We start from the raw sequence: 18,831 nt of genomic DNA, 5'->3' as shown, positions 1-18,831 counted from the left end.
TCAAAAAATGAAAACCAGATTTCTCGTCGTTGCCCTAATCACATTCCTATCTTTTGTCTCAGCACAAACCGACAAACGCCTTAAGGGCATTGAAAAGCAGTTCAATTCCGTATTAGAATCTACAAAAGCTCCTGGATTTGCAGTTGCCATTGTAGAAGGAGATAAAGTTATTTATGCCAAAGGCTTTGGCTATGCAGACTATGAAAATAAAATTCCTGCTGATGCCAATACCTTGTTTGCCATTGGCTCATCTACAAAAGCCTTTACCTCTGCGCTTCTCGGAATGTTACAAGAGGACGGAAAATTATCCTTAGATGACAGTCCTATAAAACACGTACCAGAATTACGATTTTATAATGACGAGATGAACAATAACATCATTATAAAAGACCTAATGCGCCATAGTACAGGTTTGCCAAGACACGATGGTTCTTGGTATTTTTTCCCTTCGGATAGTAAAGACTCGTTAGTAGCTCGTATACAGTATCACGAACCGTTTACTGGTGTACGCCAACAATGGTATTACAACAATTTTGGGTTTTTATTACAAGGTGTTATTACCGAAAGAATTACAGGCGAAAGCTGGGAAAAAAATATTGAAGACAAATTCTTTAAACCCTTAGGCATGAACCGTTCTAAGACCATGATTGATGGTATGAAAAACGGTACAAACACAGCCTTCGGTTACCGATTAGATGACGATAGAAACATTGAAAAGATGGACTACTTTGATATTGCAGGTATGTCTCCAGCAGGTAGTATTAACAGCAGTGTTAATGATATGAGCCAATGGCTAAAGACTTGGATCAACAAAGGTAAATATGGTGAAACCCAAATTATACCAGAAGCTTATGTAAAAGAAGCCATGAGCTCTAAAATGGTAGTCTCTGGTGGCATGCCAAAAGACGAAATGCCAGATGTGCAGTTTTCTAATTATGGTTATGGATGGTTTTTACATTCTTACAAAGGGCACTACATGGTAGAGCATGGTGGTAATATCGATGGCTTTTCTGCAAGTGTAGCATTGTACCCAACCGATAGTTTAGGCATTGTGGTATTAACCAACCAAAATGGCTCTGCAGTGCCAAGGCTTGTTAGAAACATCGCTGCAGATTATATGCTAGGTGTTAATAAGACCGAATGGGCAAAAGAACATAAAGAAGCTATTGAAAAAGCACTCGAAAAAAAGGAAGAAGCAAAAGAGAACACTAGTGTTTCTAATGTAAAAGGCACCAGACCATCGCATACCTTATTAGATTACACAGGTTTTTATGAAAACAAAGGCTATGGTAAGTTTGAAATTGTAGTAGAAAATGATTCTTTGTTTACCGAGTTTAATGGCCACAAACAATATCTTAACCATTTTCATTACGACACTTTTGAAGTTTTAGATTATGAAGAAGGCAAAGCAGACACCACAGCTATCGGCAATTCTATTAAAGTAACTTTTACCACAAACACTACAGGCGATATAGATTATCTTAAAACCGATATTGAACAGATGACAGATGCTATTGCCTTTAAGCGTACGCCAAACACTTTAGATGTAGATGCCAAAACCTTAGAGCAGTATGTTGGCACTTACGATTTAATGGGTACAGAAATTAAAGCGTATATAAAAGACGAAAACGTACTCTATGTATTTGTGCCAGGACAACCCGAATATGAGTTGATACCAACAGCATTGCACAAGTTTAATTTTAAGGTCTTAGAAGGTTTTAAAATAGAGTTTGTAGAAACCGATGGTACCATAGACCAAGTAAAGTTTATACAACCTAATGGTACGTTTGTAGCGAAGAAGAAAGTGGATTAAGATTAAAAATATAATTTACTGATAAACAAAAAGGTAACTGTAGTTTAGTAAGAAAATTATAGTTACCTTTCTGGTGCAAATATAATGTGGATATACGTAATACGAATATTCGATTGTTGTATGTAATTAAAAACTATAATTAATAAATAATAGTGTCTATGCAAAAAACAATTAATTTCTTTGGTCTCATAGTCGGACTAATAGGATTAGCTATTGGGATTGTATCTTATTTCAATACTGTAAAGGATAAGGAAATCAGTTATAACGTCTTAGGACCATCCTATAAAGTTTTTGACAAAGAAGCTATTGAAGGTGAATCAAGTCTAAAAATCTTTGCTAAAGATAGTTCTAAAATTAATCAAAACATATATTTAACTACCATTTCTATTTGGAATTCAGGCGATTTAACAATTAATAAATCTGATGTTAGAAAACAAATTGCAATTGAATTAAAAGGTATAAATAAAATTATTGATTTTAAGGTCATAAAAGAGATTGAGTCTGGGGTTTCTAAATTTACCTATGAGGTAAGTAAGGATAGTATATATAATTTTGATTGGAATTATTTTGATCCAAAACATGGTCTAAAATTTCAAGTTCTTTATGTGGGTGAAGAAAACATAACAGGAAAATTAAAAGGGAATATTTTAGAAACTGATTTAGTAGAGTTCGTTCCTGCAGAAATTAATGAAGATGGAATAGAAAACTCAAGCAAAATAACCAAGATTGTTGTATTTTCTATTTTTATCTTTATCGGAATTACTACAATTATTTTGTCTTATGCAAGAATTAGAAAAAAGAAGAAAACCGGTGAATTGAGAAATTTCGATTTCATCATGTATGTTATTTATCCAATAATACTATGTATTGGAATTTTATATACGGGTTATATTCTATTCTTTAAAATTACAGAAGTTCCATTCTAAAAAACTACATACAACAATGAACTAAGCTAAATTCTAAGCTTTTTTCAATTTAATTTCTCGCCCACTTTTGAAACCACAAAACAAAAAAGACCATCCTTACAGATGGTCTTTTCAATTTTATATAAAGTGTCTGTTCTTAGAACATCTCTCTACCAGCAAAGTGAAACGCACCTTCTATAGCAGCGTTGTCATCACTATCACTACCATGTACAGCGTTTTCGCCAATAGAAGCTGCATATAACTTACGGATAGTACCTTCTGCAGCATCCGCAGGATTTGTAGCACCAATTAATGTTCTAAAATCTTCAACAGCGTTGTCTTTTTCTAAGATTGCTGCAACGATTGGGCCACGTGTCATGTACTCAACTAATTCACCAAAGAATGGACGCTCTTTGTGGATTCCATAAAACTCCTCAGCATCTGCCTTAGTCATTTGAGTTAACTTCATTGCTACGATTCTAAATCCTGAAGCTGTAATTTTTTCTAATATTGCGCCAATGTGTCCTTTTTCAACAGCATCTGGCTTTAACATTGTAAATGTTCTGTTAGTTGCCATGTGTAATTTTTTAATTGGGTGCAAAAGTAATGCATTTCTTTAATTTATCAAGCCATGCCATAATTAAAGGTTAATGTTTAATGATAAATTAACAAAGTCTTTCGTCAGTTCGAGTGAATTTTATGACGATAGGAATAAAATTAGTATCGAGAACAGGCTTGGTAACAAAACTTCTCGATACAGTTTAGCTACGCTGAACCTAAAGGTTTCTCATGCTTCGGAATCACTCGAAGTGACGCAAAGTATAAAAAGAAGCCTCTATCGTCAGTTCGAGTGATTTGTGAGTGTACGAGCAAATAGTATCGAGAACCAATTAACCATAAAATCACTCGAAGTGACGAGACCTATCATTCTCAAGCAGGCAGGAATAAGAACGATTCTTAATTTCATATTAAAAACGTTTTCAAAAACACTAAAAATTGTAAATTCGCTTCCTATGATTAAAACACAAATTTCAGAACTAAAAACACTACTCAGCACACCACAAGACATTGTGATTGTGCCACATAAAAACCCTGATGGTGATGCCATAGGCTCTACTTTAGGTCTTTATCATTATTTAAAAGCTTATAATCACCATGTGACGGTTATTGCACCAAACGATTACCCAGATTTTTTAAAGTGGTTACCAGGAAATGACAGTGTTTTAATCTTTGAGTCCAATCAAGATCAAAGCGAAGCGTTAATCAACAAGGCGCAGCTTATTTTTACCCTAGACTTTAATGCCTTGCATCGTACTGGTGATATGGAAACACCATTAGAACAGTCGTCTGCAACCAAAATTATGATAGACCATCATCAGCAACCCGATGATTATGCTAAATTTACTTACTCTGATGTGAGTATGTCTTCTACCTGCGAAATGGTTTATAATTTCATTGAAATGCTAGATGACTTAGACAAAATAGATAGCGCTATTGCAACCTGTTTGTACACAGGCATTATGACAGATACTGGCTCGTTTCGTTTTCCATCAACCACTAGCAGAACACACCAAGTGGTAGGCGACTTAATGAAGCGTGGTGCTAAGAATTCAGATATTCATAATAACATCTATGATACCAATAGCTATAGTCGTTTGCAGCTTTTAGGTAGAGCGCTTCAAAACTTAAAGGTTATACCAGAGTTACGTACAGCTTATATTACCTTGTCGCAAGCTGAGTTGGATGAATTCAAATTTAAAAAAGGAGATACCGAAGGTTTTGTTAATTACGGCTTATCGTTAAAGGATATCATCTTTGCTGCCATCTTTATAGAAAACCATCAAGAAGATATCGTAAAAATATCGTTACGCAGTAAAGGAACATTTTCTGTAAATGAGTTTTCGAGAGCACATTTTAATGGAGGTGGCCACACAAATGCTGCTGGTGGACGTAGCGAAGATAGCTTAGAAGCTACAGTTGAGAAATTTATTAGTATATTACCGCAATATAAAAATGAATTGTCCCAGTAATGAAACACCTACTCTACATACTAATTGCGGCTTTTCTTTTGGTGGGTTGTAAATCTCCAGAAGCCAGAATGCCAGAAACGGTACAGTCTGGTTCGTTCCTTAAAGAATCGGCAGAACGTAACAAAAAGCTTAACGAAAAAGAGCATGAGATTATTCAAACGATTATAAAGAATAATCCAGATAAAGACTATATCGCTTCAGAAAGTGGGTTTTGGTACTACTACAACACCAAAGCCGAAAAAGACACTATTCAACCTGATTTTGGTGACATCATAAATTTTGAATACAACGTTTCTGACCTCAGCGGAAATGAGATTTATAGCACAGCAAAAAGAACTTATGTTATGGATAAGCAAGAGCTTTTTACTGGTCTTAGAGAAGGTTTAAAATTAATGACACAAGGCGATAATGTCACGTTTATTTTTCCATCACAAAAAGCCTATGGCTACTATGGTGACGAAAACAGAATAGGAACCAATGTTCCGTTAATTTGCGAAGTAACTTTAAACACTATAACCCAAGAAAATGATTAAAAAAGCACTTACAACGTTAGTTATATTAGTTGTATTGGCAAATATCTCTTGCCAAGAGAAGTATCCTGATTTAGAAGACGGACTTTATGCAGAATTTGTTACCAACAAGGGCACAATGCTAGCAGAACTTTATTATGATAAAGCACCTGTAACTGTAGCAAATTTTGTGGCTTTAGCAGAAGGTAACCACCCAATGGTAAAAGATGAATATAAAGGAAAACGTTACTATGACAGTCTTACGTTTCACCGTGTTGTAAATAATTTTATGATACAAGGTGGTGACCCAACTGCATCAGGAATGGGAGATCCTGGTTATAAATTTCCAGATGAGTTTCATCCAGATTTAAAGCACGATAAGCCTGGTGTTTTATCCATGGCAAATTCTGGTAGAGATTCTAACGGAAGTCAGTTTTTTATCATGGAAAAAGAATGGCCTAGTTTAGATAATAGACATGCGGTTTTCGGACAAGTTATTAAAGGAATGGATGTACATGATTCTATTTCAAACGTAAAGGTAATTAACCCTCAAGCGAGAAACCACAAGCCTGTTGAAGATGTTGTTATTACACAAGTTAATATCATCAGAAAAGGGAAAGATGCTAAGTTCTTTGATGCGCCAAAGGTATTTGAAGAAGAAATGCCTAAAATTATTGAGAAGCGAGAACAACAAATAGCTGAAGCAAAGAAAAAAGCTGAAGAATTAGCTAAGAAAGCTAAAGAAGATTGGTTAAAGAAAAATGAGGCTTTAGATGGTCGTCGTATAGATTCTCCTACAGGAATGGCAATGATTTTTACGCATGAGAGCGATGGTGAAAAACCAAAGCCTTCTGACCGTGTAAATATTGATTGTGCAGGTTATTTTGAAGACGGTAGACTTTTTTGGACAACTTGGAAAGAAGTTGCTCAAGAAAATAACATGTACGATGAACGACAAGATAAAGCTGGACAATACGTTCCCTTCTCTAAACCTTATAATGAAAGTGCTGGCTTGATAGCTGGTTTTAGAGAAGCGATGTTAAACATGAAAGTGGGTGACAAAGCCAGAGTATTTATACCTTATTATTTAGGTTACGGCGAAAATGGCAACGGACCAATACCACCAAAAACAAACTTAGTGTTTGATATTCAGCTTACAAGTATTGCTGAATAAGTAAACAACTTAATAACAATAAAAAAGGCAGCTAAATAGCTGCCTTTTTGTTTATATAAACCATGATGAGATGCTGAAACACCTTCCTGTCGGCAGACAGGAGTTCAGCATGACAAATACATTTTAATCTTTCTTCGGAATGTTTTTTAAAATCTCTAAAACAAATTCCCAATACTTCTGAGCTGATGAAATCTGAGCACGCTCATCTGGCGAGTGCGCACCTTTAATGTTTGGCCCAAAACTAATCATATCCATGTCTGGATAATTTTGTCCTAAGATTCCACATTCCAAACCAGCATGGCAAGCTGCAACATGAGGCTTTTCACCATTATTAAGTTGCTCGTAAATTGGCACCATTACTTTTAAGATAGCAGAATCCATATTGGGTGCCCAACCAGGATAACTTCCTGAGAATTCAACCTCACAACCAGTTAATTCAAAAGTTGCACGAAGTGTATTGGCTAAATCCCATTTAGAACTTTCTACAGAACTACGTGTTAAGCATCCTATTTTTATTTCACCTTCTTTTACAATTACTCTGGCAATATTATTAGAGGTTTCTACCAAATCTTTAATATCCGGACTCATTCTATACACACCATTTAAGGCAGCATATAAAGCTCTTGTTAATCCTTCTTGCACACCTAAATCCATGATTTTTTCTGGTGTTTCAGATTTAGAAATTTTAATTTCTAAGTCTGGCTCCATGGTTTTATATTCATGCTTAATGGTATCAGCCAAAGTTTTCATTTCTGCTTCAAAAGTTGCCTCATTTACAGCATCTATAGCTACAATTGCTTTACTTTCTCTTGGAATAGCATTACGTAAACTACCACCATCAATTTCAGAAATACGTAGACCATAGTTTTCAAAACCATCAAATAATAATCGGTTCATTAACTTATTGGCATTTCCTAAACCCTCATGGATTTGCATACCAGAATGACCACCTTGTAAACCTTTCACTTCAATGGTATAGCCAATTTTAAACTCAGGTGTTTCCTCTTCGTTATAAGTGCGTGTAGCGGTTACATCAACTCCACCTGCACAACCAACACCAATTTCGTCGTCCTCTTCGGTATCTAAATTCAGTAGTATTTCTCCATTAAGCAAACCACCTTTAAGTCCCATGGCACCTGTCATCCCAGTTTCTTCATCTATAGTAAACAAAGCTTCTAAAGCAGGATGTGCAATGCTGTCACTTTCTAAAATGGCCATAATTGTAGCCACACCAAGGCCGTTATCTGCGCCAAGCGTAGTGCCTTTTGCCTTTACCCAATCACCATCTACATACATATCTATACCTTGAGTATCAAAGTCGAAAACGGTATCGTTATTTTTTTGATGTACCATATCTAAATGCGATTGCATAACAATGGCTTTTCTGTCTTCCATTCCTGCAGTTGCAGGCTTTTTAATGATGACGTTACCAACCTCATCTTCTATGGTTTCTAAACCTAATCCCTCACCAAAATCCTTCATGAATTTTATAACACGCTCTTCCTTTTTTGAAGGACGTGGCACAGCATTAAGATCTGCAAATTTGTTCCATAGTGCCTTTGGCTCAAGGCTTCTTATATCTTGACTCATATTCATTATTTTAAAGAGACAAACTTACAAAATACTCATCACTATTTTTTGTCATCCTGAACTTGTTTCAGGATCTCATATAGATATTCAACCTTCTGCAAATATAGATTCCGCATCAAGTGCGGAATGACAAGTTTTTCCTATTTTTGATTCATGCTGAAAAACAAAAAACTCATCATTGCGCTTTTCTTGATTGTTCAGATTATTGCTATTCAAATCTTAAAGCGATTCCCAGAATTTGTAGAGCAATTTTATAGTAATGGAGTTTATGTTTTTACCTCTAAATTAATGCGCTATGCCTTTGGTTGGTTGCCATTTTCAGTAGGTGATGTGTTTTATACTTTAGCTGGTATTTATATAATCCGATGGCTAATCATTAACCGAAAACGTATTTATAAGGACACCAAAAATTGGTTGTTAGACATTTTAGCAACCTTATCATTAGTGTATTTTGCATTTCATCTGCTTTGGGCATTTAACTACTATAGACTTCCGCTTTATAAGTCATTACATCTTGAGGCTGAATACACCACAGAGCAGTTGGTTAGTTTCACAAAGCGATTGATTGAAAAATCGAATAATCTACATAATCAATTAGCCATAAATGACTCTACAAAAGTAGACATGCCTTTTACCAAATCTGAAGTTTTTGATAAGGTAAAAGACAGCTATAAAACATTGTCTGAAACCTATCCTCATTTAGATTATAATCCTGTAAGTATTAAAAAGTCCATTTACAGCACACCATTAACTTATATGGGATTTTCAGGATATTTGAATCCTTTTACCAATGAAGGGCAGGTAGACGGATTAATTCCAACCTACAAATTCCCAACCACATCATGCCACGAGGTTGCGCATCAATTGGGTTATGCAGCAGAAAATGAAGCTAATTTTATTGGTTGCTTAGCCGCTATTCATAATAAAGACCTTCATTTTAAATATTCTGGGTATACTTTTGGATTGCGTTACTGTTTGGTTGAAATTTTTAAACGCGACAAAGATTTGTATTATGAAATTCTTGCTACAGTAAACAAAGGTATTTTAATGAATTACCAAGAAGTTCAAGACTTTTGGAAATCTTACGAAACCCCAATTGAACCTGTTTTTGAAAAAACCTTTGATAATTTTCTTAAAGCAAATAATCAAACTGACGGTATGAAAAGCTACAGTTATGTTGTAGCTTTATTGGTAAACTACTTCGAAAATAAGTCGCTTTAAACGTTAAAAAATCTTAATTCAATTTTTCAATAGCCTTTAATCGCTATCTTTAGAATTCAAATTAACTAACCATTTTATGACAAAAGTATTTTTACGGCTGCTCATTTTTATGTGCAGTTTTTCGCTATTTGCACAAGATTACTTTCCTAGTAATACTGGTGTAAAATCTAAAAACACTAATTACACTGCGCTTACAAATGCTACAATTTACGTTTCTCCAACAGAGGTTTTAAACAATGCCACTTTATTAATTAAAGACGGTAAAGTTGTAAACGTAGGCACTTCAGTAAACATTCCGAAAAACACTACAACCATTGATGTTTCAGGAAAAACTATTTACCCATCATTTATAGATATTTATACGTCTTTTGGTGTTAAAAATCCTGAACGTGGTGGCAACGGTCCAAGATATGGCGCTAGCCGAAGTGGCTTTTATTGGAACGATCATGTTATGCCAGAGCAGGATGTAATGGATAGCTTTAACTACGATTCAAAATCGGCTTCAGAACTACATCAGCTGGGTTTTGGTGTTGTTAATACACATATGCCAGATGGCATTGTAAGAGGAACTGGAGCACTTATTGCCTTAAACAATGATGCTGATAATGCAATTAGAATTATTGATGGTGAGACTAGTCAACATTTTTCATTTAGTAAGAGTGTAAAATCACGTCAATCCTATCCTTCTTCAATTATGGGAAGTATGGCTTTATTGAGGCAGATGTACAACGATGCCAAATGGTATGCAGGAGGTAATGTAGACACTAAAGACTTATCATTAGAAGCATTGAATAACAATACGTCATTATTACAAATTTTTGAAGCTGGTAGTAGAGCTAACCTTTTAAGAGCCGATAAAGTTGGTGATGAATCTAACGTGCAATACACCATTGTTGGTGGTGGTGACGAATACGAACGTATTAACGAAGTGAAGCAAACTAATGCTACAATTATTCTCCCAATTGATTTTAGATTGGCTTACGATGTGGAAAATGCACACTTAGCTTCAACATTATCATTAAGTGATATGCGTGCTTGGAATCAAGAGCCACATAACCCAAGATTATTGGCTGAGAATGGTATCAACTTCGCTTTAACAACACATGGTTTAAAATCTAAAAAATCGTTTAAATCTAATTTATTAAAAGCCATTGAAAGTGGACTTTCTAAGCAAAAGGCACTTGAAGCGTTAACTACAGTTCCTGCTTCGTTATTAGGAAAATCTGATGTTTTAGGAACATTGAAAGCTGGTAGCTATGCCAATTTTTTAATTACTTCAGGAGATATATTTGATAAAAACACAAAACTTTACGAAAATTGGGTACAAGGTGAAGCGCATGTTATTGAAGATATGAGTACCAAAGATATTGATGGTGATTATACGTTTAAATTAGCAGGTGAAGATTACAAACTATCAATTTCTGGCAGCACTTCAAAACCTAATGCAAAACTTGAAAGTGGTGACCATCAATTAGGCTCTAAATTGAACTACTCAAATGATTGGGTTAACCTAACCTTTAAAACTTCAGATAGTACTAAAAGTGAATTTATTAGAGTTGTAGCCAATGCTGCAAATAGCAAAGGTCTCAATGGCAAAGCTATTCTACCTAATGGTAACGAATTGTCATTTTTTGCGAGTAAGGCTAGTTCAAACGAGCAAGACGACTCTAAGAAAAAGGATAAGAAAGACTCAGAGGCTTCAAACGAAAATATGAGTCCTATTACCTATCCTAATCTGGCATTCGGATTTACAGAACAACCAAAGTCTGAAACCTTATTATTCAAAAATGCAACGGTTTGGACCAACGAAAATGATGGTGTTTTAGAAAATACCGATTTACTTATTAAAAACGGTAAGATTTCTAAAATCGGTAAAAACCTTTCAGACAAAAACGCTACAGTTATTGATGCTACCGGAAAACACATCACTGCTGGAATCATAGACGAGCACTCACATATTGCTGCAGCTTCTATTAATGAAGGTGGACAAAACTCTTCTGCTGAAGTTACTATAGAAGATGTTATAGATGATGAGGACATTAACATTTATCGAAATCTTGCTGGTGGAGTCACATCGATTCAGATTTTACATGGTTCGGCAAATCCTATTGGTGGTCGCTCTGCGATTATTAAATTAAAATGGGGAGAATCTGCTGAAGACCTGATTTATGACAACTCTCCGAAATTTATAAAATTTGCTTTGGGTGAAAATGTAAAACAATCTCGAATGAGTAGAAATGAGCGTTTTCCTCAATCTCGTATGGGAGTTGAGCAAGTATTTGTAGATTATTTTACAAGAGCAAAAGCTTATGATGACGCTAAAAAAAGTGGCAAACCATACCGTAAAGATGCCGAAATGGAAACTTTAGCTGAAATTCTTAATAAAGAGCGCTTCATTTCTTGTCACTCTTACGTACAAAGTGAAATAAATATGTTGATGAAAGTTGCAGAGCAATTCAACTTTAATATTAACACATTCACCCACATTCTTGAGGGTTATAAAGTTGCTGACAAAATGAAAGAACATGGTGTTGGTGGCTCAACCTTTAGTGATTGGTGGGCATATAAATATGAAGTTAATGATGCTATTCCATATAATGCTGCTATAATGCACAGCGTTGGTGTTACTACTGCAATAAACAGCGATGATGCAGAGATGTCTCGTCGTTTAAATCAAGAAGCTGCGAAATCTGTAAAATATGGTAATGTTAGCGAAGAGGATGCATTAAAATTTGTGACGTTGAATCCGGCGAAACTACTTCATTTAGATGACAGAGTTGGTAGCCTTAAAGTTGGTAAAGATGCTGATATCGTTTTATGGTCAGATCATCCGCTTTCAGTATATGCAAAAGCAGAAAAAACAATTATTGAAGGTGTAACTTATTTTGATTTGGAGCGCGATAAACAAATGCGAAAAGCCATTCAAAAAGAAAAAAGTGAGCTTATTAACAGTATGCTTCAAGAGAAAAACAAAGGGTTAAAAACACAGCCTATCCAGAAGAAAGAAAAAGAATTATTGCATTGCGATTCTATGGATGGAGAGCATACAGCACATAATCATTAAAATTTAACAAGATGAAAACATTAAAACATATAAATATTGTTCTTTTAATGCTGTGTGTTACTTTAAGTTTTGCACAGCAAACACCTGCACCAAAGCAAACCAAGGATTTTGCTATTGTTGGTGCTACTGCACACATTGGTAATGGAGACGTTATTGAAAACAGTATCATCGTGGTAAGTAATGGTAAAATAACAACGATTGGTCCTGAGGCTTCTACTCCACTGACCAGACAAGCCATGGATATCATTGACGCCAAAGGCAAACACGTTTATCCAGGTTTTATAGTTTCTAACGGAACCTTAGGATTGGTTGAAGTTGATGCTGTTAAAGCATCTGATGACCTTTCTGAAATGGGTACTTTTAACCCTAATGTTCGTAGTATCATTGCTTATAACGCAGAGTCTAAAGTTGTAGAATCTATGCGACCTAATGGTGTATTACTAGGCCAAGTAGTGCCTCGTGGAGGACGTATTACAGGAACCTCATCTATTGTACAATACGATGCATGGAACTGGGAAGATGCATCTATAAAAACAGACGATGGTATACACATTAACTGGCCAAGTAGTTTTAGTCGTGGTCGTTGGTGGCTAGGTGAAGATCCTGGGCTTAAGCCAAACAAAAATTACGACAAACAAGTAAAAGAGCTTACAGATTACTTTAGTGAAGCTAAAGCCTACAATAATGGCAACAAAGCAACAAAGCACTTACCTTATGATGCTATGTCTGGTCTGTTTAATGGTAGTCAGCATTTATACATCAATGCAGATGATGCCAAAAGCATCACAGACGCTGTTAACTTTGCAAAAGCACAAGGTATTAGCAAAGTAACTATTGTAGGAGGCTACCAAGCCATTGAAGTTGCAGATGTTTTAAAGCAAAATAATATCTCTGTAATGTTACGACGTGTACACTCATTACCAGAATTAGAAGACCATGACTATGACTACAACTTCAAACAAGCTCAACAACTAGTTGATGCTGGTGTTTTGGTGTCTCTTGAAACTAGTGGAGATATGGAGCGTATGAATTCTAGAAATCTACCTTTCTATGCTGGCACTACAGTAGCTCACGGATTAACTAAAGAGGAAGCGCTTCAATTAATAACATTAAATGCAGCCAAAATAATGGGAATTGACGATATGTACGGAAGCTTAGAAGTTGGCAAAAGTGCAACACTTTTTATTAGCGAAGGTGATGCTTTAGATATGCGAACCAATAAGTTGACACATGCGTTTATTGATGGCAGAAACGTTAGTTTAGAAACACATCAAACAAAGCTTTGGAAACGTTATTCTGAAAAGTATAAAAATCAGGAAAACTAGAAACTAAAAAGCGAGCTATTCAGCTCGCTTTTTTAATATATAATCAAAACTACTTTATAGTTTTAGCACCTTCTGGTATTTTAAAAATAGAGTCCTCTGGTGCTTTTTTAGATAATAAAACATCAGTAAACATAACTGTAGTTCGTTTTTCAGTTGGCAGGCTATTTTCGTACTTATACCAATCTATAGACTCAGGCAATTTTAAACCATTAACGGTTTGCCAATTGTTATAGCGAATAAAGTGAAAGTCTTTACTCTTTTCATCCTTACCAAAAGTCACTGTATATCCTAACCATGCCATTTCTCCAGTGGCTTTATCATAGTAAATTTTATACTGGTCATCTGGTGACTCACCAACTCCAGATTCGTAAGAAATTAAAATTCCTGGATATGCTTTATCCTCAAAAGTAAGTGGTTCAATATCTTCATACATAATACCATCATCTCCTAAAACAAAAGGCATTGCATAAAAATAAAACATAAGACCTTTATAAAATTTGGCGTTGCCTTTGTATGGTTTATTGTCCTTTTCTAGAACCCATTGTGTAGTACCATCGTAACCCATTTTATAATCTGGTGTTTCAATAACTTCAGCTCTTGTTTTTAGATTTAAAATAGTTACTTCTTTTCCGTTTGGTTTTTCCATGGTAAAGGAAAGTAACTTCATGGTATTCCAAGTATCTATTCCGCCATGTGCATTAAACACTTTAGTAATTGATTCTGGGTAAATACTTGTTATTATGTCTTCTTTTTTAACCTCATTTACAACAGTAGACTCTGTTTGATTTTTGTTTTTACAAGCTGAAAACAGTACGATTATAAGTAAAAGGGAAATTGCTTTTTTCATGGTTAGATTTATTAGTTGGTCAATTGGACGAAGCTCAAATCTGTACATTACAAAAAAGCTTCAGAAATAATCTGAAGCTTTTGAAACATATTATGTTGTAATCTTTATTCAACAATCAGTTTTTCAATAATAATGTTATTCCCACTTCTTAATTGAATAAAATATAAACCTGCATTTAGAGAAGATACATCTAATTCAACAGTACCATTAAATTCTTTTCTTGGAATATTAATCGTCTTACCTTGAATGTCTACTAAAGATACTTCTGTAGTATTCAATATATTTTGACTTAATGTTACTGTAACCATATCTTTTGCTGGATTTGGATAAACACGAACCTCAACATTATCAAAATCATTTATAGATAATGGTTCTATAAACATAGAATCAAAACGGTTGGTTATAACTGGTGCGTTATAATCAAAATAAATTGCTGCCGTGTTTGGTATAATATCACCAACTGCATAACCAGATTGTGGTTTTATCCTAAAGTACACAAACCCTATACTGCCATCTGCATCATCTTGTTCAGCTGGTAAATTAATATTATCAAAATACCATTCTAGATCTTTACCAGTTCTGGTTACAACATAATCGTGACTAGAGCGAAGCATCTGAAATGTTGATTCGTCTAACTGGGCATTTAAGGCATCTTCAATTCTTACAAGTTCGGCTGGTGCTGTTCCTAAATTCTGAAAACGAATTGTATAGTACAACCACTCATCCGACACTACAAAATCGTCGTAAACTATTTCTGATCCATGAGCTTCCATTTTATCATTAGGATCGTAGGACCCAATAACCACTTCAGACCAGGACGAATAATTATTATCTGCTACTAAATCGTTATTATCTGTTAGATACGTTGTTGTATTGGTAACAACATCATCTAGTGCTACACCAACAGGACATGTAATAGAAATCCCTATAAATTCAACTTCACCAGGTTGTAGATTTACAAAATCTACTGTAAAACCGTTAGCTGTGTTTGTAATAGTATAAGCCGGATTTACGTTAAAAGTACTGTTCAATAAAAGTTGAGAATCTAATGTAAACTCAACCGTTCCGGAAGCAATGCTAGTGAAGCCCATATTCTCAAGATACAGATAGTTATTATAGGTAAATCCAGGTCTTGGTGGTGACCAACTATTGATTATATACACAGCAAGATCTTCGCAACCCTGAGCTTCAACAACAGGAAAATTAATCGTTACGGTTTCACCTGCAACAACTGAAATATTGGTAAAACTCGAAGTTGCAACATCAAAACACTCGGCTGACTCATCATAAAAGTTTAAATCAATATCATAAGAATCGGTATCATTATAACTGATGATTTGGAAACTTCCGGTTGATGAATTTACTGAGTTTACGATACCATCACCATTAAGTTCGTACGTAAAATAACCATTTGTAAATCCGTTTTCTCCTGCATCTAAAACTCCATTTGTATTAGCATCTACAAACGCATTAACCTGAATATACCCAACTGTTGAAGCACAAAACACATCAAAATCGAACGGAGCCGTACAGCAAGCACTACCTTCACCACAACTAATACTAAAATCAGAATCGAATCTAACGGTTAGGTTATCTCCTGTAGATGTATAAGTTAACCCTGTAAAATCTCCACTATTACCGTACTCAAGGTTTGGGTTTAAAACTGTTCCATCAGAATCTATGATTTGTACAGGATCATAATTAACCTCAGTAGAACCAGCATTAAAAACAATAGTTAATGGCTGTCCATCCGAACTTTGGAAACCAAACTCTGTGGTATCATCATTACTATAACAATGGGTTATATTTACCGGACCATCCTCACAAACTAATGTTTGGTATGGGTTTGCTCTCGTTGTAAAACTATATTCATTACAGTTTTCGGCTGTACCGTTTGTATTATATGGTAAAACAGTTACATAATATGTGGTTTCAAATTCTAGGGTTTCTAATTCATATTCTAATACATTACCTACATCTACATTATCAAGAACCTCTGTTCCGCCTGGAGTAAGACCTACTGAAATTGTATAACCTAAAACGACACCAATAGCTGGACTCCAACTAATATCAATGTTCTCATTAACATCTGTTGCTCCATCTGAAAATCCCGAAAGCGCTTCTAAACAACTAGGTAATGCATTAGGATCTACACAGTATACCTCATAACTGATGGATGTGTAGTTTTGAGACTGACAAGAAACAGTACTATCTGATTGCACAAAAATTGTAATACTACTACCAGTAGACGTAAATAACAAACCTGACAGATCACCACCATTACCATACGTTGTTGCTGTTGGGTTTAGATTGGTAACACCATCAGAATCTAAAATAATTAATTCGTCAAAAGCACCTTCTACTCTTCCTTCTAAGAAAAGAACCTGTAACGGAATACCGTCAGCACTTTCGTAAGTATACTGCATTTGATTATTATTTTCATAACAAAAACTATTGGTAATTGGTCCTTCGTTACAACTAAATACTAAAGGACATGATGCGTCTGTTGATATATTAAAACTAGCAATTGAAAAACATTCATTAGCTATATTTTGAACTCTTACATAAATGGTCTCTATAGTAGATTGTAAGGTATAAGTTGCAGGTGACGTTATAACATTGCTATTAGAATATACCGAAGCAATGTCATTGAAATATGAAACTGTGAATTGCGTCTCATCTAAACCGTTCAAAATTTCAGATAAATTAGAAGTTAAATCAAAAACAGCATTAGGCTCGCAACTCGTTAAATCCGTTGCTACTTCTACTATTGTTGGAGGGTCGGTAGTTAATACTTCAAAAGTTACAATTTCCAAACAACTTTCTTCAGAAGATTGTACTTCTACGGTATAAATTCCGGCTTCACTTACAACAATTTCTGGTGTATTTTCAAATGTACTCCAATTAAAAATCCAATTACCATTTGAATTTGGAGATGGATTCAATACTATTTCTTGTCCATCACAAATCGTATAAGTGGTATCTGAAATAACTTCAGGGCTTTCTAACACATTTAATGTCATCGTTGTGATACTGTTGTTACCACTCACATTAGCTTCTACTCTTACATAGATGGTTTGAGGATTGCTCGTATTTGTATAATTTGTTGGACTTGCAATTTCATTTACCTGAGCAATAGCATTCGTTTCTGAAACGTAATAGGAATATTGATAATTAGCTTCATTATCTCCGTTAACAATTTCAGAATTTAAAGATGTTAAATCGAAGGTAGTAATACCATTAGGATCGGTAGAACATCCATACAAGGTCACAGAGTTTAATGGCAAGCAACCTACTTCTACCACTAGATCTAATGTAACCACACCATAACAACTACCAGTAGACGAAGCTACTCTTACAAACACGGTTTGATTGTAAGGCACATAATTGGTGAAAATTGAACCAAACTCATTAACTCCCATGTCTGCATCTGCTAAAGAAGAATGAAATGTTACAGTAGCTAAAGGATTCTGAATATTAGCTTGTATTTCATCTATTGTGGTCTGTAAATCAAAAGTGGCAAAACCATCACCATCTTCGTCACAGATTTCTTGCGATGATGGGTTTGAAAGACTGTCGTATTGAGTTTCTATAACCTCAAAAGATTCATAATATTCACAATTACCTGATAAAGCATATACCAAAACGCCATAAACACCTGGCTGATTAACCACTAAGGAAGGATTTGTTTCATCTTGTAAATAAAAACCATCTTGATACCAAGTAATTTCAAACGGCTGCCCTTCTAAACCAGTATCTACAACAACTGATGAGCCATTGCAAATTTCATAAACATTCGGAAAGTTTGGTAGTAGGTTGGCTTCCACCATTAATTGAAAACTAGTTGTTTCATAATTACCTGTAGCCAATTCTTCTACTCTAATGTATAATGTTTGGGGATTTGAGACATTTGTATATGTTGTAGACACAGCAATAGCATTGGTTCCATTATTGGCATCAAGTAAAGTTTCATGATACGTTATAATAAAATCTGCAGGATTTTGACTGCCTAAAACAATTGCATCATTAACAGTAAGATCAAAAGTTGCAATGCCATCGAAATTATTATCGCACATTATTAAATCAATTGGTTGACCTATACCAATTTGGCTGTATGTTTTAAAGGAAAAGAAAAGGGAAATAACAATTAAGAGTAATGTTTTTTTCATAAATGATTGGTTAATAGTTTTAGCTGCTAATTTTAAGCACCTCAATATAAGATAACTAATTAGACTTACAGTTATAAAACAGATAAACATCAAAAATTCCTACACATAGTGTAGTCAAATTTTCACAACCCAGAAAACCTTTATAATTAAAGTGTACTTTTGTTTTTTATAAAAACATGTATTC

Annotated in this window: 12 protein-coding genes; 8 read left to right on the top strand and 4 right to left on the bottom strand. The window is 34.8% G+C overall.

All coding sequences use genetic code 11. The features are described from left to right. The first annotated feature begins 7 nt into the window (after positions 1-7). Both MST30_RS10180 and MST30_RS10175 read left to right on the top strand, forming a co-directional pair. The gene (locus MST30_RS10180; RefSeq protein WP_243471302.1) at positions 8-1,813 is read left to right on the top strand and encodes a serine hydrolase; all 1,806 of its coding nucleotides are present in this window, start codon (positions 8-10) and stop codon (positions 1,811-1,813) included. 158 nt (positions 1,814-1,971) lie between these two features. Next, positions 1,972-2,739, top strand: a complete 768-nt coding sequence (locus MST30_RS10175; RefSeq protein WP_243471301.1) for a hypothetical protein — start codon at positions 1,972-1,974, stop codon at positions 2,737-2,739. Between the two features lie 136 nt (positions 2,740-2,875). Here MST30_RS10175 and MST30_RS10170 read toward each other — a convergent pair whose 3' ends face one another. Then, entirely contained in the window at positions 2,876-3,295 is a 420-nt protein-coding gene (locus MST30_RS10170) for a nucleoside-diphosphate kinase (RefSeq protein ID WP_243471300.1), read from the bottom strand. Between the two features lie 436 nt (positions 3,296-3,731). On the opposite strand from MST30_RS10170, the gene MST30_RS10165 reads away from it, so the two are divergent. From MST30_RS10165 to MST30_RS10155, 3 genes are read left to right on the top strand one after another with little or no spacing between them, the layout of a single operon-like run. Further along, positions 3,732-4,748 (top strand): DHH family phosphoesterase, encoded by a 1,017-nt coding sequence (locus MST30_RS10165; RefSeq protein ID WP_243471299.1) that lies wholly within the window; start codon positions 3,732-3,734, stop codon positions 4,746-4,748. Then, positions 4,748-5,281 carry a gliding motility-associated peptidyl-prolyl isomerase GldI gene (gldI, locus tag MST30_RS10160; RefSeq protein ID WP_243471298.1) on the top strand — a complete coding sequence of 178 codons (534 nt, stop codon included), beginning with the start codon at positions 4,748-4,750 and terminating at the stop codon, positions 5,279-5,281. The genes MST30_RS10165 and gldI overlap by 1 nt, the downstream gene beginning before the upstream one ends. After that, the gene (locus MST30_RS10155) at positions 5,274-6,431 is read left to right on the top strand and encodes a peptidylprolyl isomerase (protein WP_243471297.1); all 1,158 of its coding nucleotides are present in this window, start codon (positions 5,274-5,276) and stop codon (positions 6,429-6,431) included. Before gldI ends, MST30_RS10155 begins: the two co-directional genes overlap by 8 nt. A 123-nt stretch (positions 6,432-6,554) precedes the next feature. Here the strand turns inward: MST30_RS10155 and MST30_RS10150 are convergent, their stop codons facing one another. After that, complete coding sequence (locus MST30_RS10150; protein ID WP_243471296.1) at positions 6,555-8,021, bottom strand: aminoacyl-histidine dipeptidase; 1,467 nt, start codon at positions 8,019-8,021, stop codon at positions 6,555-6,557. A 153-nt stretch (positions 8,022-8,174) separates the two neighbouring features. Here MST30_RS10150 and MST30_RS10145 point away from each other — a divergent pair, with 153 nt between their 5' ends. The 3 genes from MST30_RS10145 (at position 8,175) to MST30_RS10135 (ending at position 13,631) form a co-directional block, all read left to right on the top strand. After that, complete coding sequence (locus MST30_RS10145; protein ID WP_243471295.1) at positions 8,175-9,242, top strand: DUF3810 domain-containing protein; 1,068 nt, start codon at positions 8,175-8,177, stop codon at positions 9,240-9,242. 76 nt (positions 9,243-9,318) lie between these two features. Then, entirely contained in the window at positions 9,319-12,306 is a 2,988-nt protein-coding gene (locus tag MST30_RS10140) for an amidohydrolase family protein (protein WP_243471294.1), read from the top strand. An 11-nt stretch (positions 12,307-12,317) separates the two neighbouring features. Further along, positions 12,318-13,631, top strand: a complete 1,314-nt coding sequence (locus MST30_RS10135) for an amidohydrolase family protein (RefSeq protein ID WP_243471293.1) — start codon at positions 12,318-12,320, stop codon at positions 13,629-13,631. A gap of 49 nt (positions 13,632-13,680) precedes the next feature. On the opposite strand, the gene MST30_RS10130 is transcribed toward MST30_RS10135, so the two are convergent. After that, positions 13,681-14,478, bottom strand: a complete 798-nt coding sequence (locus MST30_RS10130; RefSeq protein WP_243471292.1) for a DUF6503 family protein — start codon at positions 14,476-14,478, stop codon at positions 13,681-13,683. A gap of 104 nt (positions 14,479-14,582) precedes the next feature. Beyond that, on the bottom strand, positions 14,583-18,647 hold the full coding sequence (locus MST30_RS10125) for a T9SS type A sorting domain-containing protein (RefSeq protein WP_243471291.1): 4,065 nt from the start codon (positions 18,645-18,647) through the stop codon (positions 14,583-14,585). Positions 18,648-18,831: the final 184 nt, after the last annotated feature.

This window comes from Winogradskyella sp. MH6 (genome assembly GCF_022810765.1).
Classification (GTDB): domain Bacteria; phylum Bacteroidota; class Bacteroidia; order Flavobacteriales; family Flavobacteriaceae; genus Winogradskyella.
Note: the sequence above shows the minus strand (reverse complement) of the source record. Positions and strands in the feature narration are given on the sequence as shown.